We start from the raw sequence: 25,389 nt of genomic DNA, 5'->3' as shown, positions 1-25,389 counted from the left end.
GACTCTCGTTCCGCGCTCTGTTATCCCCGATCGAGCCGCCGGACGGCGCTTCCCTCATTCGTGATCGTGGTCGTGCTCGCCGTGGCCGTGGTGTTCGTGCTCGTGTTGATGGTGATGGTCGTGGTCGTGGTCGTGCTCGTGTCCGCCCGCGCCGCGTCGGGTGAACCGCCCGGAGAACGCCCGATCGACCACTTCCGACAGCGCGGGATGAATGTGAACCGACTCACGTACGTCCCAGACGGTTCCCGTTCCCGCTTTCATCGCGACGACGACCTCCTCGATCAGGTTCGACGCCTCGGGGCCGAGGATGTGACAGCCCAGAATTTCGCCGTTCGGCTCGACCAGGACCTTCACGAACCCTTCCGTCTTCATCGCCTTGCCGCGGGCCGTGTCCTCGTACCGGTAGGTCGCGGTGGCGTACTCGCGGTCGGCGTCGCGGAGCTCCTGTTCGCGCGCGCCGACGCCCGCGACCTCCGGCGAGCCGAAGACGGCAAACGGCATCGCGGTGTAGTCGACCGCCTCGAGTTCGTCGCCGAATAGGTTCCCAACGACGGTGCGAGCCTCGTGGTTCGCGTTGTGTTTCAGCAGGTACTCGCCGACGATATCCCCGAGCGCCCAGACGCCGTCGGCCGTGGTCCGGAGGTACGCGTCGGTCTCGACGAAGCCTCGCTCGTCGGTCTCGACGCCGGTCGCCTCGAGGTTCAGTCGGTCGGAATTCGGTCGGCGGCCCGCCGCGACGAGCAGGGTGTCGCCGGTCACGGTTACGTCGTCGCGGCCGGACGAATCGTCCCACGCCGGCGGGTACGGGCGCGACTCGACGGTCACCGTTCCGTCGGCTTCCTCGACCGCGACGGCCTCGTAGCCCGTGTGGACGTCGAACCGATCGGCGTAGCGCTCGGTGAACGCGGCCGCGACGGCCTCGTCGGCCGTCGGGAGGAGTTGTGGGCGACGGCCGACGATCGACACGTCGCTGCCGAACGTCCCGAAGAAGTGCGCGAGTTCGGCCGCGATGTAGCCGCCGCCGACGATCACGAGTTCGTCCGGCGGCGTTTCTAACTGGAGCGCCTCCCTGCTGGTGAGGTAGTCCACGGTCTCGATTCCGTCGATCGGCGGAATCGCCGGTCGTGTCCCTGCTGCCACGAGAACCGTCTCGGCCCGTGCGCGCTTCCCCGCGTCGAGTCCGTCGACGATTTCGATCGTCCGGTCGTCGACGAACCGGCCTTCGCCCTCGAGCAGCGTGTGCTGACTCGAGGTCCGCAACCCGTGGTGGATCGACTCGGCGCTGCTCGAGACGTCCTCGTTGACCTCGCGGACGATGTCGGCGAAGTCGACGCCGGTCACGTCGGCGCGGATGCCGAACTCGTCGGCGCGCTCGACGGTTTCCATCACTTCGGCGTGGTACAGCAGTTGCTTCGAGGGAATGCAGCCGCGATTGAGACAGGTGCCGCCGAGCGGGCCCTTCTCGACGACGGCGACCGACTGACCGCGACTCGCGGCGGCGCTCGCGACGTCGAGACCGGACCCCGAGCCGATAACGAGGAAGTCGAACTCCGCAGTGCCTGCGTCCATGCGTCGATCGACTACGGCCAGCCCGATTAAACTCACACCGACGGCCGGTTCGCTCGTCGGTGAATCGGGTCGTTCCCGAAGCGCTCGAGCCGGCCGTCCGTTTCGCTCGCGAGACCCCGTCGAAACACCGGTTACACGAACAGGACGGGTAACATCGCCACGACGCCCGCGCCGAATCCGGCGAGGAGTTCGCGGCGGCCGCCGCCCGGCAGATCCGCGCCGGTTGCCAGCGCTTCGGGAATGAACTCCGTCGCGACCAGATAGACCATCGCGCCGGCCGCGAAGCCGAAGCCGAACGGCAGGAACGCCTCGGCCCACGAGACGAACGCGAACGCGATGACGGCGCCGATCGGCTGCGGGAGACTCGAGAAGACCGCCGCGCCGACCATCCGCCAGTTGGACAGCCCCATCGCTCGCATCGGGATGGCGATGGCGGTCCCCTCCGGAACGTTGTGGATCGAGATGGCGATCGTCATGAACACCGCGAGCAGCGGGATCGAAACCCCGAGTATCGACGCGCCGCCGGCCAGTCCCAGTTCGGCGAACGAGACGCCGACGGCTACGCCCTCGGGGAAACTGTGAACCGTGAGGATGCCCAGAATGAGAACGAGTTTCTTCAGGTCGCCCTCGGCGAACGCCGTCGCCTCGATCGGCGGCCCGTCGTGACCGTGCCCGTGACCGGCGCCGTTCGCGCGGACCGCTTCGGAATCTGTCGCCTCGTGCTCGGTATCGTGATCGTGGTCGTGGTCGTGGTCCCGTTCGCCTCTGTCCTCGTGATCCGCGTCGGTCCCGACATCGACGCGATCGAGTACCCGATCGGAGACTTCGACCAGGACGATCCCCGCAAGTAATCCCCCGACCAGCAGCGTCGGAAACCCGCTCGAGGCGTACGCGAGCCCCTCGTCGGCCAGACCGAAGACGGATACCGTCACCATGATGCCCGACGCGATTCCCCACAGTCCGACGTTCCATCGGTCGCTGAAGTCGTCGACGAAGAAAAACGGCAACGCGCCGATTCCCGTCGCCAGCGCGGTGATAAACCCCGCGATGAACACGATGGCGAGGTTTTCCACGAGTACCATACGCCCTGTATGAACGGAAAGGTAAAGTAATTTTCCGAAACTGGAAAATTGTTTTGGTTAACCTAAATCATTTCGGGACCGCTCGCGGGCTTCCCCTGAGGCCACGCCACAGACGGCGTCAGTTGGCCGCGCAGTTGTTCGGCCCCAGTTCGAGCGCCGCTACGTCGCCGTCCGGCTGTTCCCTCCCCCAGTTGATCTGCTTGATCTCGTTGTAGTTGGCCGGTTCGTCCGCGAGGCTCTCGACGATCGTCTCGACGAACGCCGCCTCGTCGCCGCCCTCGACGTAACTCAGGAGTTCGTTGGTGGACTCCGTCCGGAGGTCGCCGAGTTCGGTCGCGAGGGGACGAACCGATTCGTCGCTAAAGTGGCCAGGTAACACAACGGTCTCGTCCTCGAGGTCGGTCAGCCGATCGAGACTGGCGAACAGTCGGCCGGCGGCCTCGCGGACGGTTTCCGTCGCGCCGTCCTCGAGGTCGGGGCGGCCCACGCTGCGGAGGAACAGCGTGTCGCCGGCCAGCAGCGCGTCGCCGATCCGGAACGAGACGCTGCCCGGCGTGTGTCCCGGCGTGTGGAGAACGTCGAGTTCGCGATCGCCGACGGAAATCGTCTCGCCGTCCGCGAGTTCCGTCATCCGCTCGAGGTCACCGGCGTCGTCGCCGTGAAGGTAGTACGGCACGTCGAGTTCCCCGGCGAGTCGGCGAGCGCCCGAGACGTGGTCCGCGTGGGCGTGGGTATCCGCGACGCCGACTATCTCGAGGTCGCGCTCGTCGGCCGCGTTCAGGTACTGATCGACGTACTGGCTCGGATCGACGACGATCGCCTCGTCGCCGTCGTGCGCGAGGTACGAAACGCAGCCCGTTCCGGGACGGACGATCTGGACGACGCCCTCGACGCCCGCCGACTCCTCGAGGTCGTACTGCCGGTGGACGCGTCCCCAGCCGTTCATTCCGTCCTCGATCGATTTCGCGTCGAACCCCCGTTCGCGGAGGAATTCCGCGGCCCGTGCGGACGTAACGCCCGCGACGCAGACGACCGCGATCTCCGTATCCGCGGGGAGCTCGTCCAGACGCTCCTCGAGCGTCGAATAATCGTAGTCCAACAGCTCGTCGTAGATGGGGACGTTTACGCTGCCGTCGATCCGCCACTCCTCGTAGTCGTCCTCGTTCCGGACATCGAGGACGAAGAGGTCCGCCGTATCGTCCGTCTCGAGACGACGAGCGACGTCCGCCGGGTCGAATCTAGTATTGCTCATTACACCCAATTCTATACGACACCCGCTTGTAAGTCCACTGCCGGAGTATGCGCAGATCGACGTCTCAGCCAGCGGTAATAGTTGCCTCGTCCGGCACTCCGGAAAGGAGGACTAGAGAAGAGACGCAGCGTCGGGAGCGCCGTCGAACGGCGGTCCGAATCGGAAACTCGAGAGTTCTCCGAGGGTGGCGCGGGTCGATCGGTTACTGGGCGGGAATTTCGGTGTCGGCTTGGGCGTGGTCGTACTTGTCCTCGAACTCCTGGATGAGTTGGCCCATCTTCGCGTACCAGTCGTTCAGCATTCGCTGCATATCGTTCGCGATATCGGTGGGATCGGTCGGGTAGTAGACGTGGTAGTAGCCACCCTGTTCGTAGTTGATCTGTTCCTTCTGGATGAAACCGCTCTGGAGCAGTCGCTGGATCGAGCGGTACGCCGTCGAGCGTTCGCGGTCGACCTGCTCGGCGACCTCGTCGATCGTCAGCGCCTCCTCGGTCTCGACGAGCACCCGGAAGCACTCCTTGTCGAGTTGCTTGAGTCCGTGGATACACTCCAACAGCCCTTCACACTCCATGTCCTGCTGCAGTTGTTCTGCCATCGAGTTAGCCATTTTACTAGCTCACGATAGGGACCGCACCGGTATAAGGGTTGTGTGGATAATGCGCAATCTCGATGGCCGACGGCCGCGGAAAACGGGAGGCGGCGTCAGTCGGCCGACGGTGCAGTCGCGCTCGAGCGCTTTCGCATCGTCGTGATCGTGCTGTAGATCACGGCGCCGCTGACCAGGAGCGCGGAGAGCATGATCAGCGCGAAGGCGACCGTCTCGAGCACGGGCATTCCGAGGGGGCCGGCGGCCTGTCGGAAGGCGACCGCGATCGAGCCGCCGAGGAGCATCAGTCCGAAGTAGATCTTGATGTCGTCTTCGTTGACGATGCTGGTCGCCGCCGAGCCGATGCGGGCGCCGAGGGCGCTGCCGGCCAGCAGGGGTGCGACGATCGAGAGGTTGACGCCGCCTTCCATCCCGTAGATGTAGGAGCCGACCCCGCCCGAGATGACGATCTCGAACAGGTCGGTCCCGACCGCGATGGGAACCGGGACGCCGATCAGGTAGAACAGCGCGGGCATGCGGATGAAGCCGCCGCCGACGCCGAGGAAGCCCGAGAGGAGTCCCGTGGCGAACGCGACCCCGAGGATCATCCACAGCGAGACCTGAATGCCCCCGGAGAGGGTCATCATCGGCGGCACCCTGTAGGACTGGATTTTCTTGGCGACGTCAGGGATGTCGTCCGGATCGATCTCCTGGTCGGCTCCTTCGTGGTGGCCGCCACCGCCGTCGTCCGATTCCCCGGACGTGAGCGCGTTGTAGGTGACGAACAGCCCGATCGCACCCAGCAGGAAGACGTACGTGACGCCGATGACGCTCCCCGCGAGACCGAGGTCCTCGAGGTAGTACACCAGCATGCTACCCACTTCGATACCGACGGTCGTCCCGAGGACCATCAGGGCGCCGAGTTTGTAGTCGACCTGTCCGAGATCGCGGTGTTTCAGCGTCGCGATCACGGCCGTCCCGAAAACGAACGCCATGCCGCTCCCGACGGCGACGCTGGTGTCGTACCCCATCACGAGCAACGCGGGCGTGACGAGGAAGGAGCCGCCCATGCCGAAGAAGCCGAACAGCACGCCGACCATGAAGCCGAAGCTCACGAACAGTGCGAGCGTCGTCAGTGCGATTCCAAAGAGCTCCATCTATGCGTGTTTGATCCGTTCGACGACTGGCGTTGCGACCCGCTCGAGCGCGCCGTAGCCCACGTAGAGGACGATCGCCTCGAGGAGGACGGCGCCGACGAGCGCGGCGGCCTGTACGGTTGAAGAGTACGCTGCGAGGTCGATCATCGGTCTCGACCTCCGACGTTCGGTTGTGTGCGAATCATGGGTTTCTGCTCAGTATCGACTACCCGGAGGATGGGTATAACGCTTTTGGGACTAGCGTACAATATTACTGCGATCTATCCCACCGCTATCCAACGAGAATATTCCGATAAGTTATGGAGATACGGAGCGTCGATCGACTCCCGATCGATACCTCTGGGACGCGTCCGACGGGCGTGGCGCGCGATTCGCGTTGAACAGTATCTCGTGTGACGAGTTGTCGATTCGAACGGGCTTTTGGTCACGTCGGTGATCTACGAGCATATACTGACTCAGTATTGATTTACCCAAACAATATTATGCTAGCGGCGCCTACGGGGAGTATGAAAGCGATCTGTGCGACCGACCTCTCCGCCGCCAGCGAGGCGACGATCGAGAGCGAGACCTGCCTCGAGTGCCTCGGTCGAATCGGCGTCGAGGAGATTCACCTCGTGACCGTGATCCCGTCGAACGTCCACGCGGGCATGCCCGGAATGGACTTCGAGGAACGGCGCGAGCAAGCGCTGTCGCGCTACCGCCGCGTCATCGAGGAGGCCGGCTTCGATGTCGAGGCCCACGTCGTCCGCGGCACGCCTCACCGGCGAATCAACGGGGTCGCGGAGGCGGTCGGGGCGAGCCTGACGGTGGTCGGTTCGCGCGGGAAGAGCCCGCTCGAGAACCGTATCATCGGCTCGACCGCGCGCAACCTCGCGCGAACGACTGTCGTGCCGCTGCTGGTCAATCGGATCGAGCGCGAGGCCGACGATCCGGCCGTCGTTCGCGAGCACCTGTTCCGGCGGATGCTGTACGCGACGGACTTCTCGGAGAACGCCGAGCGAGCCTTCGAAGCGTTCTCGTACCTGCGACACGCCACGCAGGAGGCGACGCTGGTCCACGTCGAAACGCCGAAGGACCCGTCGCTTCCGGACGATGCCGATCCCGAGGCACGACTCGCGGACCTGGCCGCACAGCTCGAGGACTGGGGTATCGAGACGCGAACCGAGGTCCGCAGCGGCGATCCGGCGGACGAGATCCTCGCCGCCGAAGCGTCGTACGAACCGACGACGATTCTGGTCGGTTCGCGCGGTCACAGCAGGCTGCGCCGCCTGTTGCTGGGCAGTGTCTCCGAAGATATCGTCGCGCAGGCGAGCGGAAACGTCATGCTCGTCCCGCCGGACCGGACGGCCTGAACCCGTCGCCGGTTTCGAACACTACTCTGAGTAAACGGCGAAGGCGGCCCGCCGTCCGGTCGAACGTGATTACCTCGAGCGACGTCCCGACGATTGCCGCGGCGAGTGTCCGGTCACGGTTCCGATCGAAATCACCGATCTCGCGACGCGGGAAGCGTAAACGAGAACGTCGATCCCTCCCCGGGTTCGGACTCGACCCGAATCTCCCCGTCGTGGCGTTCGACGATCCGCCGGCAGAGCGCGAGTCCGATTCCCGTCCCGTCGTGTTCCTCGCGGCTGTGGAGCCGTTCGAACACCTCGAAGATACGATCGGTATCGTCCGGATCGATACCGATTCCTTTGTCCCGAACCGAGACTATCCACTTCGGACCGTCTCGCTCGGCGGTGACGTCGATCCGCGGCCGCTCGTCCCCGCTGTACGTGATCGCGTTCGAGAGCAGATTTTGGAGGACTTGCCGGATCTGGCTGGCGTCGCCTTCGACTCGAGGGAGCCCCTCCGCAGTGATTTCGGCGTCGGTCTCCTCGATCCGAAACTGAAGGTCCGCACACACCTCCTCGACGAGACGCATCAGATCGACGGACTCGAACGGATCACCGCGCGTTTCGATCCGCGAGTACTCGAGGAGACCGTCGATCATCCGCCGCATTCGTTCGGCACCGTTGACGGCATAGTCGATGAACTCCTCGCCGTCGCCGTCGAGCGCGTCGCCGTACCGATTCTCCAGCAACTGGAGATAGCTGGTCACCATCCGAAGCGGCTCCTGGAGATCGTGGGAGACGGCGTAGGCGAACTGCTCCAGACGCTCGTTCGACTCCTCGAGTCGCCGCTGGTACTCCGTTCGCTCGGTGATATCCTGTATCACGAGCATTCCGGCGGCGATCTCGTCGTCGGCCCCTCGAACGGGAAGAGTATACGCTAACAGCTGTCGATCGCGGTACGCCACCTCGAACGAGTTCGATTTCCCGTCGAAAACGGCACGGAAGTACGGTTCGATTGCCGCGACGAGATCGTCGGGATAGCGTTCAGAGACGGTGGTACCGACGATCTCGTCCGATGAGACCCCGATGGTCTCGAGGTACTCGCCGCCGGCGACGGTGTACGTCAGTTCGTCGTCGTAGAGACCGACCGCACCGTTCGGGAAGTTCTCCGCGAGCGTCCGGTAGCGGCGCTCCGATTCCTCTAACGCTCGTTCGCGCTCGACGCGGTCGGAGATATCACGGACCACGCCACAGCGCCCGTACTCGTCACCGATCGGGAACGGGGCAAGCCGACTCTCCGCGGGAATCGTCTCGCCCGAACTCGTCTGGATATCGAGGTCGATCTTTGCTACGTCGCGCTCGCCTTCGACGGCCTCGGTAACGAGCCTCTCGGCTCGAGGCGTGATTTCGTCGGCGTGGACGGTCGTAGCGTGGCTTCCGAGCAGTTCGTCGCGGTCGTAGCCGGTCATCTCGCAGAACGCCTCGTTGACCGTGACGAACCGGGCGTCGGGATCGACCGCATAGACCCCGTCGTCGACGGTTTCCACGATCGTCTCGTACTGCTCGAGTTCGCGCTCGCGGGCTTTTCGCTCGGTGATATCGGCGAAATAGATCGAGAGGCCGGACTCCGAGGGGTAGACTCTGACGGTCTCCCAGATTCCGAGCGGCTCCGAGAACCGTTCGAAACTCGCGGCCGTCTGCGTGGCCATCGCCGTCTCAAACCTGTCTCGGATGGGGTCGTCGTCGGCTACAGACAGCGCCTCCCAGACGGTGCATCCGAGGAGTTCGGCTTCGGTGCGTCCGAGGAGTTCCTCCGCCCGGTCGTTGACGTAGGTAAACCGGAACTCGCCGTCGATCGCGTAGAACGCGTCGTCGACTCGCTCGAATACGTCCTCGAGTTCGCTCTCGAGTTCGTCGCGCTGGCGCTCGAGTTGACGCTCCTTCTGCTTCAGTTCCGTGACGTCGTTGCCGGCGACCACGATCCGATCGAGTTGCTCGTCTTCATCGAACAGCGGGGTCGCGGTGAGCGAAACCCATCGACGCCGTCCGTCGGGCCGTTCCTGCTGGACCATCCGATCGAAGACCGGCTCTCGCGTCTCGAGTACCGCCGAAACCGGATGGTCTTCCACCGCGATCGGATTTCCGTCGACGTCGGAGAGGTTCAAATCCTCGATACTGAACTCGGCGACTGCCGATTCGTCGATGCCGAGTTGTCGTCTGGCCTGCGAGTTCATACGTTCGATCGAGCCGTCGGTCCGAAAGACCGCGAGTCTGACCGGTGCGATTTCCAAAAGCTGCTCCGTCAGGTTGCGCTCGCGCCGCAACTGACGTTCGCGCTCACGCTGCTCGGTCATGTCCTGCGTGACCTTCGCGTACCCCTCGAGTTCGCCGTCGGCGCCGCGAATGGCCGTAATAGTGACGTTCGACCGAAATCGCGACCCGTCGCTCCGAACGCGCCACCCCTCGTCCTGGGCCGATCCCGTTTCGGCCGCGACCGCGAGGTTCGTTTCGGGGACGCCGGCCTCCCGATCGTCCTCGGTGTAGAACATCGAGACGTGTTCGCCCAGAACATCGTCGGGCGCGTACCCCTTGATTTGCTCAGCGCCCGTGTTCCAACTCCGAACGCGGCCGTCCGTATCGAGCATGCAGATCGCGTACTCTTCGACCGCCTCGACCAGCGATTCGAACCGCGTTTGATCGTACCGATGTGCGCGTTCCGATTGCTTCTGCTCGGTGATATCGTAATAGAGTTCGATCCGGCCACCGGCGTAAGCGCCGGACGTAATCGGCCTGCTTCGGTGTTCGAGCCAGCGCGCCTCGCGTTCCTCGCCGGCCGTCACGCGACACTCGAACCGTTCGGCGTACGTGTTGTCGTCGTACGTCGCCGAGACGGTCTTCGCGAACGACGCTTCCGCCTCGACTACGGGAGCGATCTGCTCTTCGATGAGCGTCCGCTTGTCCTGCCCGAGAACCCGTTCGTCAGAGAGACCGAAGTACCGCTCGGTGGCGTCGTTGACCCACACCACCTCGAAGTCGGCATCGAGGACGAACATCCCGACCTCGGCGTCGTCGAGGACGCCGATCAGGGACTCGGCGACGGCCGGCCAGTCGCTAGCGTCGGAAACCCGATCGGTCGGTCGCGGACGCGGCCGCCACCAGACCCGGCCGCTCGAGCCCGCTTTCTTCGTCTCGAGTTCGCCGTGGTCGACGAGTCGATCGAGGCGTTCGTACGTGGCCCGGCGGCCGAGATCGAGCCGATCTGCAACCTCGGTCGTCGTCCGTGGTGCTCCGGAGTCTCCGAAGAGCGCAAGCGTTTCCCGGAGATTATCGGATAACGAGCGAGTGACCATTAGCTGTACAAGAGCTAGGTCCGAGTTATAAGCCCTCCGCCCCGGGAGCAAACGGAAATGGGAATGGACCGATCGGGCGGAACATCGTTCGATGCCGCCTATTCCGTTGAGTGGCGGTACGTCCGTTCGACCGTACCGCCGTGGTACCTGCGAAGCGATCGGTCGGCATCGTCGAGGCTCCAACGGGGTCGGAATCAGCGAGGAACTCCGACTCGATCAGATCGGGGATATTCAAATACCCAAAGTCGCTCATCGACCGTGCGAACCGGAACTGATTCGTTCCTCGGCGAACCACCGTGCGATCTTCGCTTCGGCACGGTGCAGGACGTCACTACAGGTTGACTTCGTCACGCCGAGCGCCGATGCGACGTCCGTCAGCGTCGCTTCGCGCGGAACCTCGTAGTACCCCGACTCGAGCGCGGTCAGGAAAACCTCGCGTTGCCGATCCGTCAGCAGATCCGCCGTGCGACTCGCGTCGGCGGCACGGACGTACTCGAGGCGGTAGTCGATACCCCGCTCGTCGAACGCGTTGCCGAGCGTCGACAATCGGTCGGCGCTGGTCGTCAGCTCCCAGGTCACCACGCCGTCTTCGACCTCGAACGGCGTCTCCATCGGAACGCCCGCCCGCTGCATCGGGGCGAGCACCGACGGGTTCGACGTCTCGACCTGCAGCAGCGCCGTCTCGTCGTGTTTCCAGAGCAACTCGAGGTTCCGGACGTCGCTTCGGTCGTCGATCTCGGCGAGTATCGGGACCGGATTCGACGACGCCAGTTCGATGACGCCGATCGCGGCGTCCGTGCCCGGCAGCACCGAACTGACGCGAAACGTGGCGCCGGGGTGGGCCGTCGAGATTTCGTGGATCCAGATCGATTCGGGGAGGGAGACCGTGAGTTTGGCCCGTGGCATCAGTATCGATAGTTGGAATTCGAACGCCGTAGCATAGGCTTCGAACATGTTCGAAGTGGGCACCGATGTTCGCAACAACGGCTACGCGACGGCCGAGCGAACGAACGTGTATGGTCGATACAAATCCGCGTGAGCAGCATCCGATCGACGCCGATTCCGAGGCGGCCCACCGTCCGGCCGCCGGACCGCCGCTCACGATGACGCCGTTTCACGCGGCCGGTATCGCGTTCCTGTTCGTCGGGTTCGCGCTCGCGCTCTATCAGGGCCTCCAGCAGTTCGAACTCGTTCCGCAGGTGTCGTGGGTCACGTGGACGCACATCCACTTCGTCACGATCGGCGCGTTCACCCAGCTGCTTTTCGGCACGCTGCCGCAACTGACGGCGAGAAAGCTCGAGCGGCCGGGACCGTCTCGGCTGACGCTCTGGGCCGTCTTCCTCGGGTTGAACGGCGCCCTGCTGCTGGCCTGGTACGGGCGGGCCTTCGGCGAGCCGCTGTGGTTCGACGTCGGTCTCGGGACGATCTGGCTGCTCACGGGCTGGCTGTTCGCTACCGTCCTCGCGATGACGTTCCGGACGCTCCGAGGCGACACCGCTCGAGTGCGCGACCCGACCGTCGGCTTCTACCTCCTGTCACCGGCGATCTACCTGATCGGGCTGACGTTCGCGTTCGGGCTGTACAGCCGCGGCTGGGACGTCCCCGGCGGCTGGTACGGTCTTCGGGAGGCCCACGTCCACGCCAACGCGTGGGGCTTTCTGGGACTCGCAGCGATCGGGACGCTGTACGATCTCTTCCCCCGGCTCGTGGACGCGGAGCTGTACAGCGAACGACTGAAACGCTATTCGTTCCCCCTGTTCGCGCTCGGGATCGTCCCGCTCATCGTCGGGCCGGTGCTCGGTATGGGGAAGACGGTGACTGCGGTCGGACTGGTGCTGTACGCCGCCGGCTACGTCCTGTACGTCTACACCCTCGCGCGGACCTACCGGGCCGGCACGCCGAACGGCACGGCGCTCTCGGTGTTCGTCGCGCAACTGTGGATCCTCGGTCCGGCTAGCTTCGCGCCGTTCATTTTGTTCGGCGTCCCGCTGGGAATCCCGGAACCGTTGATCGAGACCGGCGCGTTGCACTTCTTCTTCCTGGGCTGGGCGCTCCCGGTCGCGCTGGCGGGTTCGTTGCTCGCCGCTCGCGCGCTCGAGTGGCCGGCTGGAACGACTCGTGCTGGTACCGGTGACGATCGCGGGCACGTCGACGGGCTCGTTCCTGCCGAGGATCGACCGTCGGCGGTCGGGCCGGGATCGGTTCTCGCCTGGAACCTCGCGGTGCTCGCCGTCGGGATCGGGTTCTTCTACCAGGATCAGTCGTGGTCGGCGTTCCTGCACGGCACGGGATACGCGGTCGTCCTCTCGATCTGGAGCTTCTACCTGGTCAAAATCGTCACACAGCGGCGAAGCGTCCGTGCACTGGGTCAGTCCGAACGGTCCTCGGCCGACTGAGGGTCGTCGGTGGCGTTCCCTTCCAGTTGGCGGACGAGATTCAAGTGCATAAGGTGCAGGTGCATCCCGATACCGTACAGTATGAGTCCCAACCCGACGAAAATGAGCGGGAGCAGTATCGACTCGATCGCCTGCGAGACGCTATCGAGGTTCGCCGGAAGGACGCCACCGACCGCGAGGAGGAACGCGATCAGGATGACGAGGTACCCGGCGCGAACCGCACGGGAGTAGGTCCCGACCTGTCGAATTCGATCCTCGATCTCGTCTCGGGTGGGGTGAGAGTCCTCCGTAGACATAGCCGTGTGTATGTTACTACATATCCGGCGGAATAATCGTTCAACTTGCAACGCTTCGACCGGCCGCACCTTCCGAATTCGGTATTCTGGAAGGGGAGTTCCAGACGGCGAACTGGAGTACTATGCGGAGTTGACATCCTCCTCCGCCTGAAGGCGGAGGAATCCCGAGCGTTGGGATATTACGGTTTGCAGACTTCCTGTTCTCTCGGTGTGAACCGTCCGCTCTCGCGGTCGAACAGGAAGACTCCGGGCTGTGCCAACCAGCCGTTACTCATATCCCCCGTTGGGGGACTCTGAGTTATCTTTCTGCGGATGTTCACCCGCCATTCACGTCTGCGTTCATCGTCGTCTCACATGAGTCACAGACGTACAGACCGCGCTCCACACGGTTGCTGTCCCGAATCTGCCCACAACACGAACACGTCTTCGAGGTGTTCTCCTCGTCTACACGGTCAACGAGGATTCCATGTTCCTCAGCCTTGTATTCAAGCAGACGAACGAATCGGTCGAATTCCCATCCGTGGAGTTTCTTGTTCCCCGACTGGCCCCAGTTCCGCGAGTCGCCGTTCTCGTCTTCGCGGATGTCGCTGAGGTCGCCAACCGCTATCTTCTCCACACCTTCGTCTGTACACCGTTGAACGATGTGTTTCGAGAGGGTGTGGAGGAAGTGGTCTTTGCGCCGGGAGAGTTTCCGTCGGGCTTTCCGCGCGCGTTTCGATGGCCCGTTCTCGCCTTCGGTCTGGTACTCCTCGCGGGTGAAGTAGTGCTTGTCCTGTTTCAGTACGTTCCCCGGATACAGTTCACTCGCCCCGTCTTCGTAGTCGATGGCAAGGTAGTTGTTGATACCGAGGTCAATACCCGCTGTCTTTTCGCCGGGTGCGTCCTCGACGGGAATCTCTTTCTTGCAGACGAGGTGGAGTTCCCACTCGTCGCCGTTCCAGACGGCACGCACCTGCTGGATGTTCTCGACTTCTACGTCGGGACGGGTTTCGTACTCTGCGAGGATGAAGTCAGACCGTCCGTCTTTCAGATTCCAACCTTTCGAGAGGCGAACACGGTTGTGCTTGTCGTCGTGCTTGATGCCTTTCTGCTTCCACGTCACGGTGGAGCGCGGGTGTTGGTCGCCACGTTTCCGGTAACCCGGTGGGTTATTGCCGTCGTCGGAGTTATACCAGCCGGTGAACGCCTCAGCAAGCTCTTCGAGAACTCGCTGTGCTCAATGAGCAAAGCTCATTGGCATCACGAGACGGCGAAGCCGTCTCGAACGAACTTGACTGAGAATGCAGGTCACTATAGCGTTCATGGTCTTTCAACTCCGATTTCAGTTCGGCTTCGTCAGGAATCTCACCGCCTTCATCCCACCGTTGTTGGATGTAGTAGCGTCCGACGTTCCACAGTTTGGATGCGGAGAACCCGCATTGGTCAAGGTCGCCACGAACCTGACTGTGGTTCGTGATGCGTGCGACGTAAGTGCGGGTTGTCTCCAGCATCGTACTGTGTTCATAACCAGTTATGGAATATCGGGTATTAAAGCTGTATTTGGCGTGGAATATCCAGCCCTGTCGATCTCGGTGGAAGGCGTCACTGTATGACGGCGCGTATCCACGGCCTGAAGGCCGTGGTATTGCGCCTGTTCAGCGTATAACCGACGCGGTGTCTGCGGGAATGGTCGAACGGAATACCGGGGTGGCGAAACACCCGGCGGTGCGACGCGCGTCTCCAACTCGCGGTGAAAGAGGAATCGAGCTGCAGTTCATTTGGAACGTTGCGTCCAAAGATACCGCAGACAGCCAAGCCCCTCGCTCGAAACGCCACCTTCGATGTACTGATTCCCGAGCGTCGTTATCCGGTACTTTCCGCGCTCGACTTTCGAGACGAAACCTCGAGATTCGAGTTCGACTAACCGGCGGTTCACTTCCTCGCGGCTGTAGTCGATGTTGTACGCGATGATGGCCGGCGTTAGAACGAGGTCTTTCGAGTGGAAGAGCCCGAGAATCGCGTCGTCGATGGGGTGCATCCACTCGTCCGACTGCCGAACCCGTTCCGGATTCCGGAGGAGGACGTCGGCCCAAGCGTCCTGACGGAGCTCGCTTTTCACCGGACTGTACAGACCGATCACGACGAGCACCGATGCGGCACCGTGGATCCAGTGGACCGCCGTCGGGACCAGCAGCTCCGTCAGTGGTCCGCCGACGAGAAACAGTAGTAGTCCCGAGATCGTCAACAGCAAGTGGCGGTGGTAGTCGACGACGGTCGGCCTGAAGAAGAGGAAGTAGAGTAATCCGACGGCCGTGACGACGCCGACCGCGAGATTGTAGACGGCGAACGGAGGGAGTTCGAGCATCGCTTCTCACCCCCCTGCGACGCTCCGTTGGATCTGTTCGCGGGTGGCGATCACCAACCAGAGGAAGATCGCGACGACGGTATGCATCCCACTCCGAAGCGTCTCGAGGAACGCCGATTCTCCGCCGACGATAAACAGGACGACGTGATAGCAAATCACGCCAGAGAGCGTCAACGAGAGGAGCCCGACTACCGTTCCAAACGGCGTTTCACGGAGAACGTTCCAGAGAAGGAGAGAGAGGACGCCGGCGGCCGTCCCGCCGATTATGGAGAACAGGATGCTCGCCGTCCGCAGCGTTGCATCGAACATACCGAAACGTACAATAGCGACCACCTTCAACGCCGTTGCCTTCAGCCGAAAGCAGTGACGGTGCGATAATCGACGTTTGTGATGTCTCCCACGAAGGAACAGCGGAATCCTAGCGCCGTTTCGCGCGGATAATACCGTATTAGGTTCGTCCTCATCCGTTATCTGTGCACCGTCAACCGATGTTACCGCCACCTCACGGATTATTCTCGCGGTTTGGGCGACCGATAACAAAGTCCGTTCCAGCCGACTAGAGACCTGCGATGGCACTGACCCAAATCGATCACATGTCCGACGAGATGGCAGAGTGTACGGATAATTGCTTCGAGGCGGCACAAGCCTGCGAGTGGTGTGCCGACGAGTGTATCGGCATGGGCGAAGAGATGGCCCGTTGTATCCGTCTCTGTCGGGACGTCGCCGATATCACGACGCTACACGCCCGTTTCATGGCTCGCAACTCCGCGTACCACAGCGGACTCGCGGAGATGTGTGCGGATGCCTGCGAAGAGTGCGCCGACGAGTGCGAGCAGCACGACCACGACCATTGCCAAGTGTGTGCTGACGTGCTGCGCGAGTGCGCGGAGTCCTGTCGGAACATGGCGTCTGCCTAACTCACCGGCGACACGAGACGCACGAAATCGAGTTCCGGCGATCGACTCCGTATCGCTCCGAGGATGTTACCGAGAACCGTTTCGACGGCTACGATGGTCTTCGGACTCTGGGTGATCGCCGCGCCGCTCGTTCTCGGTGCACCGACTGCCTTCCGGTGGACCGTCGCAGTTACCGGTATCCTGATCGGAACGCTGTCCAGTTCCGTTCACTGGCTCGAGCGGGGTGACTGGGCGATCGTTCGGACCGTCGCGGGAATGACGACCATCCTCGGAGTCTGGCTGCTAACTACGCCGTTTCTCTTTCGGGTCGGCGGACTCCACCGTTGGAACGCCGTATGCGTCGGCGTCCTGGTCGCTTCGCTGGCCGGGTACAATTACTATCTCGCGGGGCGACTGCACGACGGCGGATCACCCGCCGAACCGAATACGAATGGCCCGTAACCCGAACGTGGATCAAAATGAACGCTGTCTATCTCGCGCTCGGTATCGTTCTTCTCGCGGTCGCAGTCGTCGACCTCCTCTGGACGACGCTCTGGGTCGAAGGGGGCGCCGGGCCACTCACCTCGCGACTGATGGCGAGGGCGTGGCGCGCACTGCGACGGATCGGTGCTCAGAATTCGCGACTGCTCAGCCTCTCTGGACCGCTGCTATTCGTGATTACTCTCGCGCTCTGGATCGCACTGCTCTGGGTCGGGTGGACGCTCGTCTTCGCCGGTGCCGAAACCGTCCTCGTCGACACGCTCGGTCGCGGGACCATCTCCTGGTCCGATCGGCTCTATTTCACCGGGTACACGATCTTCACGCTAGGTATCGGGGACTTCGCTCCCAAAGCGGGACGCTGGCAACTCGTTACGATACTCGCCACCGGGAGCGGCCTGCTTTTCGTTACGCTGATCGTCACCTATACGCTCTCGGTTCTCGATGCGGTCACCCAGAAGCGCGCGTTCGCCAGTAGCGTGAGCGGGTTCGGTACCCACGGCGAGGAAATCGTCCGAACGAGCTGGACCGACGGGGAGTTTCGCGGACTCGAGCTCCCGCTGCACTCCGTCGTAACGCAGCTCGCGGTCCTTACGGAGAATCACAAGGCCTACCCGATCCTCCACTACTTTCATAGCGGTCAGCCGGATCAAGCGCCGACGAAGAGCATCGCCATCTTCGACGACGCGCTGACGCTCTACAGGTTCGGCGTTCCGCAACGGGCCCGCCCGAGCGCGCTCGTCGTCACGAACGCACGCTCGAGCGTCGAGAACTACCTCGAGACGCTTCGGGAGGGGTTCGTCGTACCCGCAGACAGATCGCCGCCACCGCCAGCTCTCCCGGCAATACGCGAGGCGGGTATTCCGACGGTCTCGGACGAGGCGTTCGAGTCCGCCCTCGACGAATTGGAGACGCGCCGGCGACTGCTGTACGGGCTCGTCGAATCGGACGCTCGAGAGTGGCCGTCGAGCGAATCCGACGATCCCCTTGACGCAGACGAATGACTGGTTCCCAGTAACCGGTACCCTGCCGTCTGTTCAATACTCTAGCGACCGAAGGATGAGATATGGCAACCGACGATCCACTGATACGGACGCTGTTGCTCGTTATCGTCGCGATACTTCTGCTGCCGGTACTCATGATGGCGTTCGCGATGCCGATGATGGGCGTCTGGGGCGGCCACATGTGGAACGGCGGCGCGTGGGGCGGGACCGGAGCGACGTGGATGTGGGTCCTTATGGCGGCGATTCCGCTCCTGGTGGTTCTCGGGCTCGGATATCTCCTGTACGGCGCGTTTCGCCGGTCCAGCGGCCAGCGGACGGACCCCGCACTCGAGGAGCTGCGAGCCGCCTACGCTCGCGGTGATCTCACCGACGAGGAGTTCGAGAGACGGCGCGAACGCTTACAGCGGGAGGAATCGTCGGAAGAATAGTGCCAGATGAACGCGGGTGGTCCGGGCCGCGCGTCCGAGATAGACGCGTCGCCGGTTATCTCGTCGTCCGCCCCAGCGCCTTCGCGAACGAGAGGAAGAAACCCAGTCCGGCCTTGACCTCCGGATCGCGCAGCGCTTTCGCGACGCCGACCGCTCCGACGGGCTCCGCCGGTTCGGAGCCGGCCTCGCCGACGGCCTCGAGGAGGCCCTCGAGCGTCCGAACGACGTCTTCGTCGGCCGCCGTATCGGCCACTTCGCCGAGGCTCGTCCCGGTTGCGGCGAGGTCGGTCACCATGTCGTCGTCCATCGCGTTCGAGGCCAGCGCGGCGAGATCAGCCAGCGCAGCGAGGTCGTCGAGCGTGCCCGATCGCTGTAGCCGAGCGAGCGTCTCGAGTCCGTCCGCGAGGTCCGCGGCGTTCTCGCCGGCCGCCTCGCCCAGTCGAGCGGCCTCCGCGGTCGCCAGCCCATCGGCCGCGGCACCGAGGTTCGTCGCTGTCCCGGACAGTTCCTGCACCATCCGATCGTCCATCGCGGCGGTCGCCAGGTCCGCGGTGTCGAGCAAGTCGTTGACGACGCCGAGGCGATCGAGGAACCGCGCGACTTCGTCGGGGTTCTCGGCGACGAGTTCCTCGAGCGCCGCTGTCTGCTCGATGGATTCCGCCGCGGAGTCGGATTCCGTTTCGGACATCTTAGAGTAACCCCCGTGCGGTGAGCCAGTAGGACTCGTTGTAACCGAGCTTCGCCCAGTGGAGCGGTTTCGACGGTTCGCGGACGTAGGGCTCCTCGCCGTACTCGAACTCGATGAACGTCGCTTCGTCCATCCCGGCCTCGAGGAAGCAGACGGTCTTGCCGTCGTAGGTCGCCGTCGGCGTCTGCCCGCGGGCGCGGCTGGCGATCCGGTCGGCCACGACGCCGGCCTCGTAGTGGGCGACGCTACCGGCCTTGCTCGTCGGCACGTCCGCGGCGTCGCCGATCGCGTAGACGTCTTCGGTCGCGGTCGCCTCGAGCGTGTGCCTGTCGACGTCGACCCAGCCGTCATCGCCCAGTCCCGCATCGGCGACGAGGTCGCTGCCCCGGTGGGGCGGGATCGCCACGAACAGGTCGTACTCGAGTTCCGTCCCTTCGACGGTCTCGACGACTTCCGACTCCGGGTCGATTTCGTCGACGTTGAAGAACGTCTCGACGTCGATCCCGCGTTCCTCGAACCGGTCGGTCGCCCAGTCGGCGATCGACTCGAGGCCGTGGGCGCGGTTGATCGGGTACGTGTAGGTGATGTCGACGTCCGCGCGGCGACCGCGCTCGCGGAGCCAGTCGTCGACCATCAGCGTGAACTCGACGGGCGCGGCCGGGCACATGTGCGGGACGCCGACGACGCTCAGCACGAGGTGGCCCTCGGTGAACTCGGCGAGTTCGTCCCGCAGCGCCTCGGCGCCGTCGGGCCCGTAGAAGTGGTGGCCGCCCTCGGCCAGACCGGGAACGGCCTCGGGCTCGAGGGTCGCGCCGGTCGCAAGCACGAGCTGGTCGTAGCGCAGTGAGGTCGTCCGGTCGGCCAGCGAGAGCCGGTTCCGGTCCGTATTGACGTCGGTGACTTCGTCGATCGTCAGGGTGACTCGGGAGTCGATCAGCTCCTCGATCGGCCGTGTCGCGTCGTCGACCGTCTTCTTCCCGAAGGGCACGTACAGGAACGTCGGTTTGTAGACGTGGTTCGGATCGGCCGTGATCAGCCGGACCTCGACCTCGCCGTCCTCGATCTCCGTCCGTAATTCGCTCGCGAGTCGATTCGCGAGGACCGTCCCGCCCGTTCCGCCGCCGACGATCGCGATTCGGTGCATCTCAGTTGACCTCCAGGTAAATACTCCAGTACTCGTCGCGCTCCTCGATCTCGAGCAGTTCGTGGCCGGCTTCCTCGAGCCACTCCGGAACGTCGGTCGTGGAGTTGCGCTCGGTGGTCTGGAGTTCGACCACGGTGCCAGAGTCGAGGGTCTTCACCTTCCCGATGAGGTCCATCAGCGGGCCGGGACACGATGCGTCCTTCGAGTCGATCGTCACGTCAGAGGTGGGTGTATCGGTCATTGGTCTAGGTTTGTAGGGTTCGTCGTCGCCGTTCGAACTCTTCCTCGGAGAGGTCTCCGCGGGCGTAGCGCTCGCGGAGTTCCTCGAGCGCCCGATCGTCGCGGTCGGATCGGCCGGCGCGTGCGGCGCGGGCATCCAGACGCCGGCTTCCGACCCAGACGACCAGCAGGGCGAGCAGGCCGAGCAACAGGACCGGCCAGAGGGACATCCAGCTGCCGAATCCACCCCAGCTTCCCATCCCTCCGCCACCACCGCCGTGAGGCTGGGCGGACGCCGTCGCCGTCGCGGCAACGAGGAAGACGGTACCGGACACCGTCGATCCATTCGCGACTCGTTCGAGCGTGGCGCGTCGGTCGGTCATCAGTGGATCACACTCGAACAGTAGTATTGTGTAGTAAAGACATTTCTACAAAATACATGGGATCGGGAAGTAGCGACAGATACATACGATCGAGAGCACAGCCGATCAGATTGCTGTCTGTCGAATGACGCACTCTGAGAGGAGTTCAGCCGATTGAACCGATTTCAACCACTGATCGTGTTCATTCGTAGCCGATACGGCGCCAATTTCCGTTCAAAGTTCACCGATACCGGCGCCGCCATCGATCGACCGCGCCGGCGTCCACTCTGATGAAGCGTCCGAAACAGTTCGGTACTATTGATACAACACCGCAAAATTATTATGGCCGTGGAGTTCTTACGGTCGCACGATGAGCAACACCACGGACGACGAACGGCAGCGGATCCGCGAGCGGAAAAAGCGAGAGTTGCAGCAACGCCTCGAGAACGGCGGGAGCCTTGACGGGAGCGACGCCGACGAGGCGGACACTGCGCCCGGCGAGCCGATCGAGGTTACGGGACAGGATCACCTCGAGGAGGTCGTGGACGAGCATGATGTCGTCCTCGTGGACTGCTACGCCGACTGGTGTGGCCCTTGCCAGATGCTCGAGCCGACGATCGAGGCGCTGGCCGCCGAGACCGACGCCGCGGTCGCGAAGGTCGACGTCGACGTTCACCAGCGCCTCGCCCAGCAGTTGGGTGCTCGTGGAGTCCCGACGCTAGTCCTCTACGCCGACGGCGAACCGGTCGAGCGGATGGTCGGTGCACAGGACCGGGCGACTCTCGAAGGACTCGTCGACCAGCACACATAGCGCCGGCGTTCGACGCGTCAGTTGACTCCCCTTCCCTTGCGGACTTTTCTAGCACGTCCGGCCCGTCCGGTCTCGAGATCGGCTGGGATGCCTCTCTAATGACTGCGACAGTCACTTCGTCACCCTCACGCGGGAACCACGGGGACAGTCGCCGGGGAGCAACCTCGCGGTGAACTCGGTGCCACGAACGGATCGCGTCGACGAGGTGAGTCAAGGATCGCCTTCGATTTCGATGTCGCCGCGCTTCGACCAATCGGCGTGTATTTCGCATACGTACTCCGCCATCTCGTCTCGAGCCTCGATCTCCAGGGATTGCGTTTCGTCTTTTTCATCCATCAGTTCGGTCTCGTAGCCGTCGAGGACCGATTCGGATTCGTCCCAGATCTCGATATTGTGCGGCTGTCCGTCGTCGTTCCGCCAGGTGATGACGTACTCCGCACCCGCTTCCAGAACGAGTGTCGGGTTTTTCTCGCCCTCGATGGCCGCGGGGGCAATTCCCTCCCAACCGGCTGTCGTCGCACTCAACACGATCTCGCCGACGTTCTCCCAATCGGCGGACACATCCGTACCGTCGTCGGTCGCTCCGTTGTCGTTTTCATCCGCTGCATCGTCACCCTCGTTCTCCGCTTCGTTGCCTTCAGGCGCCGATTCGTCGCCTGTCCCGACGTCAGGTGTTTCGTTGGGCTCCGATTCGTCTGTCTCCCCACGGCTATCTTCGTTGCTCAGACAGCCAGCTACGGGGAGCGTCGCCAACGTTCCACCCATAAGTCGCAGTAGTTGTCGTCGACGGGTCGGATCGGTTCGTCCCATCGCGATCCCGTTCGAGACGACCGGACAAAGGTACGGAGCCCATACTATCAGTAAGTAGCGACTATCATGGTACGTTATACGATCAATGGGGCGGGTCGAAATGCCATTACGTCCGACTCGAGGCCGCGTAGAACGCCTCTTGTGTCGGTAGCGCGTTACCGCATCAGTCCGTCGAGTCCGAGAAGTCGGTCCCAGGTCAGGTTCCGGAGCCGTCGGGTTTGAGAAGGCGGCCAGACCAGCGGGCTTCCGACGACGAGTACGACGATCAGGACCGTCTCGAGGACGGACAGTTCGATATCGTTCCAGAACAGTACTCTCCGTAAAACGAATCATGAACCGTGAACCGTCGGGGTCAAGCCCCGAGGCGTCCGGCCTGCTCCGCCTGTAGAGTATGCACGGTCGAGCGATGAGAGGACGGGAGCGGGCCCTACGTTCAAGATGGTTGCAGTCGTACAACCGGCAATGTACGGCGATATTCTCGTCGCGACCGACGGCAGCGACATTGCAGCGACGGCCGTCGACCAGGGGCTAGACGTTGCCCGGGCGGTCGGCGCGACCGTCCACGTCGTCTCGGTCGTCGAACGAACGGATACCGATGGCGAGCGTGTCGACAAATCGCGTCATCAGGAAATCGTCGAGCGCGTCGAAGCCGACGCCGTTGACGAGGGTCTCTCGGTCGTCACGAGCGTCCGAACGGGCCGACCGAGCCGCGAATTACTCGCGTACGCTGACGAGCACGACATCGCGTTGAGCGTTCTTGGAACCCACGGCCGAACGGGCGTTCGACGCTGGCTGATGGGTAGTGTCGCGACGGCGGTCGTTCGCGAGGCTCGATGTCCAGTTCTCACCGTCAACGCCGCCGTATCGACCTCGTCCGGCGATATCGACAACGTTCTCATCGCGACGGACGGACGGCCGGGAGCCGAGGCGGCTATCGAGGAGGGACTCGATCTCGCCGAGACGTACGGTGCAACCGTCCACTCGATGTACGTCGTCAACGACGTTCACTCGCACATGGACGTCGTCCTCGAGGCGTTCGAAGAACTCGGCGAGCGGTCGACGAGTACGATCGCCGAACGCGGTGCGAAACGCGGCCTCGACACCGAGCGAGCGATCGAGCGAGGGGTACCACACCGAGAGATCGTCTCCTACGCGGCCGACCACGACATCGACCTCATCGTCGTGGGGACGGAGAGTCGAGCCGGGCTCGATCGGGTGGTCGCTGGCAGCGTCTCTCAGCGTGTGATCAGTGCGGCATCGGTTCCCGTTCTCTCCGTCCGAACGCTCGAGCGGTGACGCAGTCGCTTCGAACCCGCGAGGATTCCCGCGAGTGAATATTCGGCGTGCGCATGCCCGTTCTCAAGTACGTTGTAGAATCGTCGCGACCGACGAGCAGTCCCGTTTTCACACAGAGACAGCGCGAAAGCCCACGACTGAAGTCGTGGGGGACGTCAGGCGCCGACGAGCAGCATCGACCCGTAGCCGAGTCCGAACGCGAGGACAAACGAGCCGATCCAGGCGGCCACGGTGTAGCCCAACTTTCGCGGACTGACACCGGCGCCGCCGGCGACCGCGGCGCCGCTGCCGACGATGGCGCTGACGATGATCTCGTTGAACGAGACCGGCACTCCCAACAGGACCGCCGTCTGAGCGATGAGAAACGAGGGAACGAGCGTCGCGATCGATCGGCGCGGTCCCAGCGACGCGTACTCCTGCGAGATCGACTTGATCATCCGCGGCGCGCTCGTCCACGAGCCGGCGAGAATCCCGACGCCGCCGCCGAGCAACACCGCGAACGGCGACACCATCGGCAACTCCTCGAGTAACGGGAACAGCGGTCCGACGGCTAGACCGACCTGACTCGCGCCCGCCGAGAACGCGACCAGAGCGCCGAGCGAGAGCACGAACCGCCGCAGTCCGCCCGCCTGATCGCGGTCGATGTCCCAGCGGACAGCGGCTGCGACGACGATGCCGAATCCGAGCGAGACCGCGGCCGTAGCGCCAGCACCAGCGACCGGAATCACGGTGGTACCAGCAGCAGCGAGCGTCCCGCCGAACGACGAGAGGAACGTGAATTTGAGGTTCGCGACGATAGTACCGACGATACCGGCGAGTATCGGAATACTGACCGTCTCCGGGACGTCGGGCCGGGGAAGGAAGCTCGCGATGGTGTAGGCGATCCCGCCGCCGATGACGGGAGTCAACACCCACACGGCTCCGATTTCGACGTATTTCGACCAGACGGGATCGCCCCCGAGCGCGAATCCGACGCCAACGACCGATCCGGTGACGGTGAACGCGGTCGCGATCGGATAGCCGGTGTAGATGCCGATCGCCATCAGCCCGGCGCCGATCAACAGCACGATGATGACGCCGCTGACCGGAAGACTGATTCCACCGACGAGACCTTTGCCAACCGCTTCCGAGACGTTTCCGCCCTGAGTCACCGCGCCAGCGAAGCCGAGCACGCCGACGAAAAACGCCGCGCGCATCGTCGAAATCGCATTAGCGCCGACGGCCGGGGCGAACGGCGTCGCGCCGCTCGAGCCCGCGCCGATCACCCAGGCCATAAACAGGCTGGCGAGTGCGGCGGTCCCGAACAACGCTATCGTTGCGAGTTCCATTGGAAGCTGATAAACTGGGTTTCGGTGCTCGAAGGTCGAGGGGCGTTAGTCGGCACTCGTCGGGTCGGAGTTGGATGCAACGCGTTGGCTGCGCCACCGTCCCTGTAGGTAGGCGCCGACGAACATGCCGCCGAGCGCCCACAGGATGGTGACGTTGCCGACGCCGAGGCTGGCGTAGGCCGCACCGGGACAGATCCCCGACAGTCCCCAGCCGACGCCGAAGATCGCGCCGCCGATCAGGACGTTTCGGTCGAACGGCTTCAGCCGGCGTTCGTACCGATCGCCGGTCAGCGGCGCGCTGTCTCGAATTCGGGGCATCACGGCGAAGGCGATCCCGGAAACGATCGCCGCGCCGAACATGACGAACAGCAGCCCGAAGTCCTCGAACTGGAGGAAGTCCAGTACGACTTCCGGTCGCGCCATCTGGCTGAACCCGAGACCGAACCCGAAGATCAGCCCCCCGACGAGGATCAACGGCATGAACAGGGGATGTCGGTCCCGGCTCACGGCTCGTCACCTCCCCGTTCGCGGTTCCGAGATCC

Annotated in this window: 26 protein-coding genes and 1 pseudogene; 8 read left to right on the top strand and 19 right to left on the bottom strand. The window is 63.6% G+C overall.

Annotated elements, in window-relative coordinates:
• Positions 1-54: 54 nt before the first annotated feature.
• The 6 genes from ATJ93_RS18775 to ATJ93_RS23815 form a co-directional block, all read right to left on the bottom strand.
• Positions 55-1,569 (bottom strand): dihydrolipoyl dehydrogenase, encoded by a 1,515-nt coding sequence (locus tag ATJ93_RS18775; RefSeq protein WP_120246193.1) that lies wholly within the window; start codon positions 1,567-1,569, stop codon positions 55-57.
• 131 nt (positions 1,570-1,700) lie between these two features.
• Positions 1,701-2,651 carry a ZIP family metal transporter gene (locus ATJ93_RS18770; RefSeq protein WP_120246192.1) on the bottom strand — a complete coding sequence of 317 codons (951 nt, stop codon included), beginning with the start codon at positions 2,649-2,651 and terminating at the stop codon, positions 1,701-1,703.
• A gap of 118 nt (positions 2,652-2,769) precedes the next feature.
• Positions 2,770-3,903: an MBL fold metallo-hydrolase gene (locus ATJ93_RS18765; protein ID WP_120246191.1), complete on the bottom strand. Its 1,134-nt coding sequence runs from the start codon at positions 3,901-3,903 to the stop codon at positions 2,770-2,772.
• Between the two features lie 202 nt (positions 3,904-4,105).
• Positions 4,106-4,510, bottom strand: a complete 405-nt coding sequence (locus ATJ93_RS18760; protein WP_120246190.1) for a helix-turn-helix domain-containing protein — start codon at positions 4,508-4,510, stop codon at positions 4,106-4,108.
• 95 nt (positions 4,511-4,605) lie between these two features.
• On the bottom strand, positions 4,606-5,646 hold the full coding sequence (locus tag ATJ93_RS18755) for a sulfite exporter TauE/SafE family protein (RefSeq protein WP_120246189.1): 1,041 nt from the start codon (positions 5,644-5,646) through the stop codon (positions 4,606-4,608).
• Positions 5,647-5,793: a DUF7512 family protein gene (locus tag ATJ93_RS23815; protein ID WP_170155610.1), complete on the bottom strand. Its 147-nt coding sequence runs from the start codon at positions 5,791-5,793 to the stop codon at positions 5,647-5,649.
• Positions 5,794-6,152: 359 nt separating this feature from the next.
• On the opposite strand from ATJ93_RS23815, the gene ATJ93_RS18750 reads away from it, so the two are divergent.
• Positions 6,153-6,998 carry a universal stress protein gene (locus ATJ93_RS18750; protein ID WP_120246188.1) on the top strand — a complete coding sequence of 282 codons (846 nt, stop codon included), beginning with the start codon at positions 6,153-6,155 and terminating at the stop codon, positions 6,996-6,998.
• Between the two features lie 131 nt (positions 6,999-7,129).
• Here the strand turns inward: ATJ93_RS18750 and ATJ93_RS23945 are convergent, their stop codons facing one another.
• The gene (locus ATJ93_RS23945) at positions 7,130-10,327 is read right to left on the bottom strand and encodes a PAS domain S-box protein (protein ID WP_120246187.1); all 3,198 of its coding nucleotides are present in this window, start codon (positions 10,325-10,327) and stop codon (positions 7,130-7,132) included.
• Between the two features lie 249 nt (positions 10,328-10,576).
• Complete coding sequence (locus ATJ93_RS18735; protein ID WP_120246502.1) at positions 10,577-11,233, bottom strand: helix-turn-helix domain-containing protein; 657 nt, start codon at positions 11,231-11,233, stop codon at positions 10,577-10,579.
• Positions 11,234-11,343: 110 nt separating this feature from the next.
• Here ATJ93_RS18735 and ATJ93_RS18730 point away from each other — a divergent pair, with 110 nt between their 5' ends.
• The gene (locus tag ATJ93_RS18730) at positions 11,344-12,723 is read left to right on the top strand and encodes a hypothetical protein (protein ID WP_245977693.1); all 1,380 of its coding nucleotides are present in this window, start codon (positions 11,344-11,346) and stop codon (positions 12,721-12,723) included.
• Here ATJ93_RS18730 and ATJ93_RS18725 read toward each other — a convergent pair.
• The 4 genes and pseudogenes from ATJ93_RS18725 to ATJ93_RS18710 all read right to left on the bottom strand — a co-directional run bounded on the left by ATJ93_RS18725 (position 12,696) and on the right by ATJ93_RS18710 (position 15,672).
• Positions 12,696-13,019 (bottom strand): hypothetical protein, encoded by a 324-nt coding sequence (locus tag ATJ93_RS18725; RefSeq protein ID WP_120246184.1) that lies wholly within the window; start codon positions 13,017-13,019, stop codon positions 12,696-12,698. The two genes, ATJ93_RS18730 and ATJ93_RS18725, sit on opposite strands and share 28 nt — an antisense overlap.
• 179 nt (positions 13,020-13,198) lie before the next feature.
• Positions 13,199-14,509 (bottom strand): annotated as a pseudogene (locus ATJ93_RS18720) (RNA-guided endonuclease InsQ/TnpB family protein).
• Between the two features lie 263 nt (positions 14,510-14,772).
• A complete protein-coding gene (locus tag ATJ93_RS18715) occupies positions 14,773-15,363 on the bottom strand; it encodes a helix-turn-helix domain-containing protein (protein ID WP_120246183.1) in 591 nt (196 codons plus the stop codon).
• A gap of 6 nt (positions 15,364-15,369) precedes the next feature.
• Complete coding sequence (locus ATJ93_RS18710) at positions 15,370-15,672, bottom strand: hypothetical protein (protein WP_120246182.1); 303 nt, start codon at positions 15,670-15,672, stop codon at positions 15,370-15,372.
• 260 nt (positions 15,673-15,932) lie between these two features.
• Here ATJ93_RS18710 and ATJ93_RS18705 point away from each other — a divergent pair, with 260 nt between their 5' ends.
• The 4 genes from ATJ93_RS18705 (at position 15,933) to ATJ93_RS18690 (ending at position 18,189) form a co-directional block, all read left to right on the top strand.
• Positions 15,933-16,280, top strand: a complete 348-nt coding sequence (locus tag ATJ93_RS18705; protein WP_120246181.1) for a four-helix bundle copper-binding protein — start codon at positions 15,933-15,935, stop codon at positions 16,278-16,280.
• Positions 16,281-16,373: 93 nt separating this feature from the next.
• Entirely contained in the window at positions 16,374-16,721 is a 348-nt protein-coding gene (locus ATJ93_RS18700; protein ID WP_120246180.1) for an SPW repeat domain-containing protein, read from the top strand.
• Positions 16,722-16,738: 17 nt separating this feature from the next.
• Positions 16,739-17,761: a potassium channel family protein gene (locus tag ATJ93_RS18695; RefSeq protein WP_120246179.1), complete on the top strand. Its 1,023-nt coding sequence runs from the start codon at positions 16,739-16,741 to the stop codon at positions 17,759-17,761.
• Positions 17,762-17,823: 62 nt separating this feature from the next.
• A complete protein-coding gene (locus ATJ93_RS18690) occupies positions 17,824-18,189 on the top strand; it encodes an SHOCT domain-containing protein (RefSeq protein ID WP_120246178.1) in 366 nt (121 codons plus the stop codon).
• A gap of 55 nt (positions 18,190-18,244) precedes the next feature.
• Here the strand turns inward: ATJ93_RS18690 and ATJ93_RS18685 are convergent, their stop codons facing one another.
• From ATJ93_RS18685 to ATJ93_RS18670, 4 genes are read right to left on the bottom strand one after another with little or no spacing between them, the layout of a single operon-like run.
• Entirely contained in the window at positions 18,245-18,877 is a 633-nt protein-coding gene (locus ATJ93_RS18685; protein ID WP_120246177.1) for a DUF1641 domain-containing protein, read from the bottom strand.
• 1 nt (position 18,878) lies between these two features.
• The gene (locus ATJ93_RS18680; RefSeq protein WP_120246176.1) at positions 18,879-20,021 is read right to left on the bottom strand and encodes an NAD(P)/FAD-dependent oxidoreductase; all 1,143 of its coding nucleotides are present in this window, start codon (positions 20,019-20,021) and stop codon (positions 18,879-18,881) included.
• 1 nt (position 20,022) lies between these two features.
• The gene (locus ATJ93_RS18675; protein ID WP_120246175.1) at positions 20,023-20,262 is read right to left on the bottom strand and encodes a sulfurtransferase TusA family protein; all 240 of its coding nucleotides are present in this window, start codon (positions 20,260-20,262) and stop codon (positions 20,023-20,025) included.
• Between the two features lie 4 nt (positions 20,263-20,266).
• A complete protein-coding gene (locus tag ATJ93_RS18670) occupies positions 20,267-20,623 on the bottom strand; it encodes an SHOCT domain-containing protein (RefSeq protein WP_120246174.1) in 357 nt (118 codons plus the stop codon).
• Positions 20,624-20,972: 349 nt separating this feature from the next.
• On the opposite strand from ATJ93_RS18670, the gene ATJ93_RS18665 reads away from it, so the two are divergent.
• The gene (locus ATJ93_RS18665; protein ID WP_120246173.1) at positions 20,973-21,413 is read left to right on the top strand and encodes a thioredoxin family protein; all 441 of its coding nucleotides are present in this window, start codon (positions 20,973-20,975) and stop codon (positions 21,411-21,413) included.
• A 210-nt stretch (positions 21,414-21,623) separates the two neighbouring features.
• On the opposite strand, the gene ATJ93_RS18660 is transcribed toward ATJ93_RS18665, so the two are convergent.
• Positions 21,624-22,178 carry a cupredoxin domain-containing protein gene (locus tag ATJ93_RS18660; RefSeq protein ID WP_245977691.1) on the bottom strand — a complete coding sequence of 185 codons (555 nt, stop codon included), beginning with the start codon at positions 22,176-22,178 and terminating at the stop codon, positions 21,624-21,626.
• A 507-nt stretch (positions 22,179-22,685) separates the two neighbouring features.
• Here ATJ93_RS18660 and ATJ93_RS18655 point away from each other — a divergent pair.
• Positions 22,686-23,519 carry a universal stress protein gene (locus ATJ93_RS18655; protein WP_120246171.1) on the top strand — a complete coding sequence of 278 codons (834 nt, stop codon included), beginning with the start codon at positions 22,686-22,688 and terminating at the stop codon, positions 23,517-23,519.
• A 155-nt stretch (positions 23,520-23,674) separates the two neighbouring features.
• On the opposite strand, the gene ATJ93_RS18650 is transcribed toward ATJ93_RS18655, so the two are convergent.
• Both ATJ93_RS18650 and ATJ93_RS18645 read right to left on the bottom strand, forming a co-directional pair.
• A complete protein-coding gene (locus tag ATJ93_RS18650) occupies positions 23,675-24,847 on the bottom strand; it encodes an inorganic phosphate transporter (RefSeq protein ID WP_120246170.1) in 1,173 nt (390 codons plus the stop codon).
• Between the two features lie 45 nt (positions 24,848-24,892).
• Entirely contained in the window at positions 24,893-25,354 is a 462-nt protein-coding gene (locus ATJ93_RS18645; protein WP_120246169.1) for a YeeE/YedE family protein, read from the bottom strand.
• Positions 25,355-25,389: the final 35 nt, after the last annotated feature.

The sequence above is a fragment of the Halopiger aswanensis genome (assembly GCF_003610195.1).
Taxonomy (GTDB): Archaea; Halobacteriota; Halobacteria; order Halobacteriales; family Natrialbaceae; genus Halopiger; species Halopiger aswanensis.
This window is presented reverse-complemented; position numbering and strand designations above follow the sequence as displayed.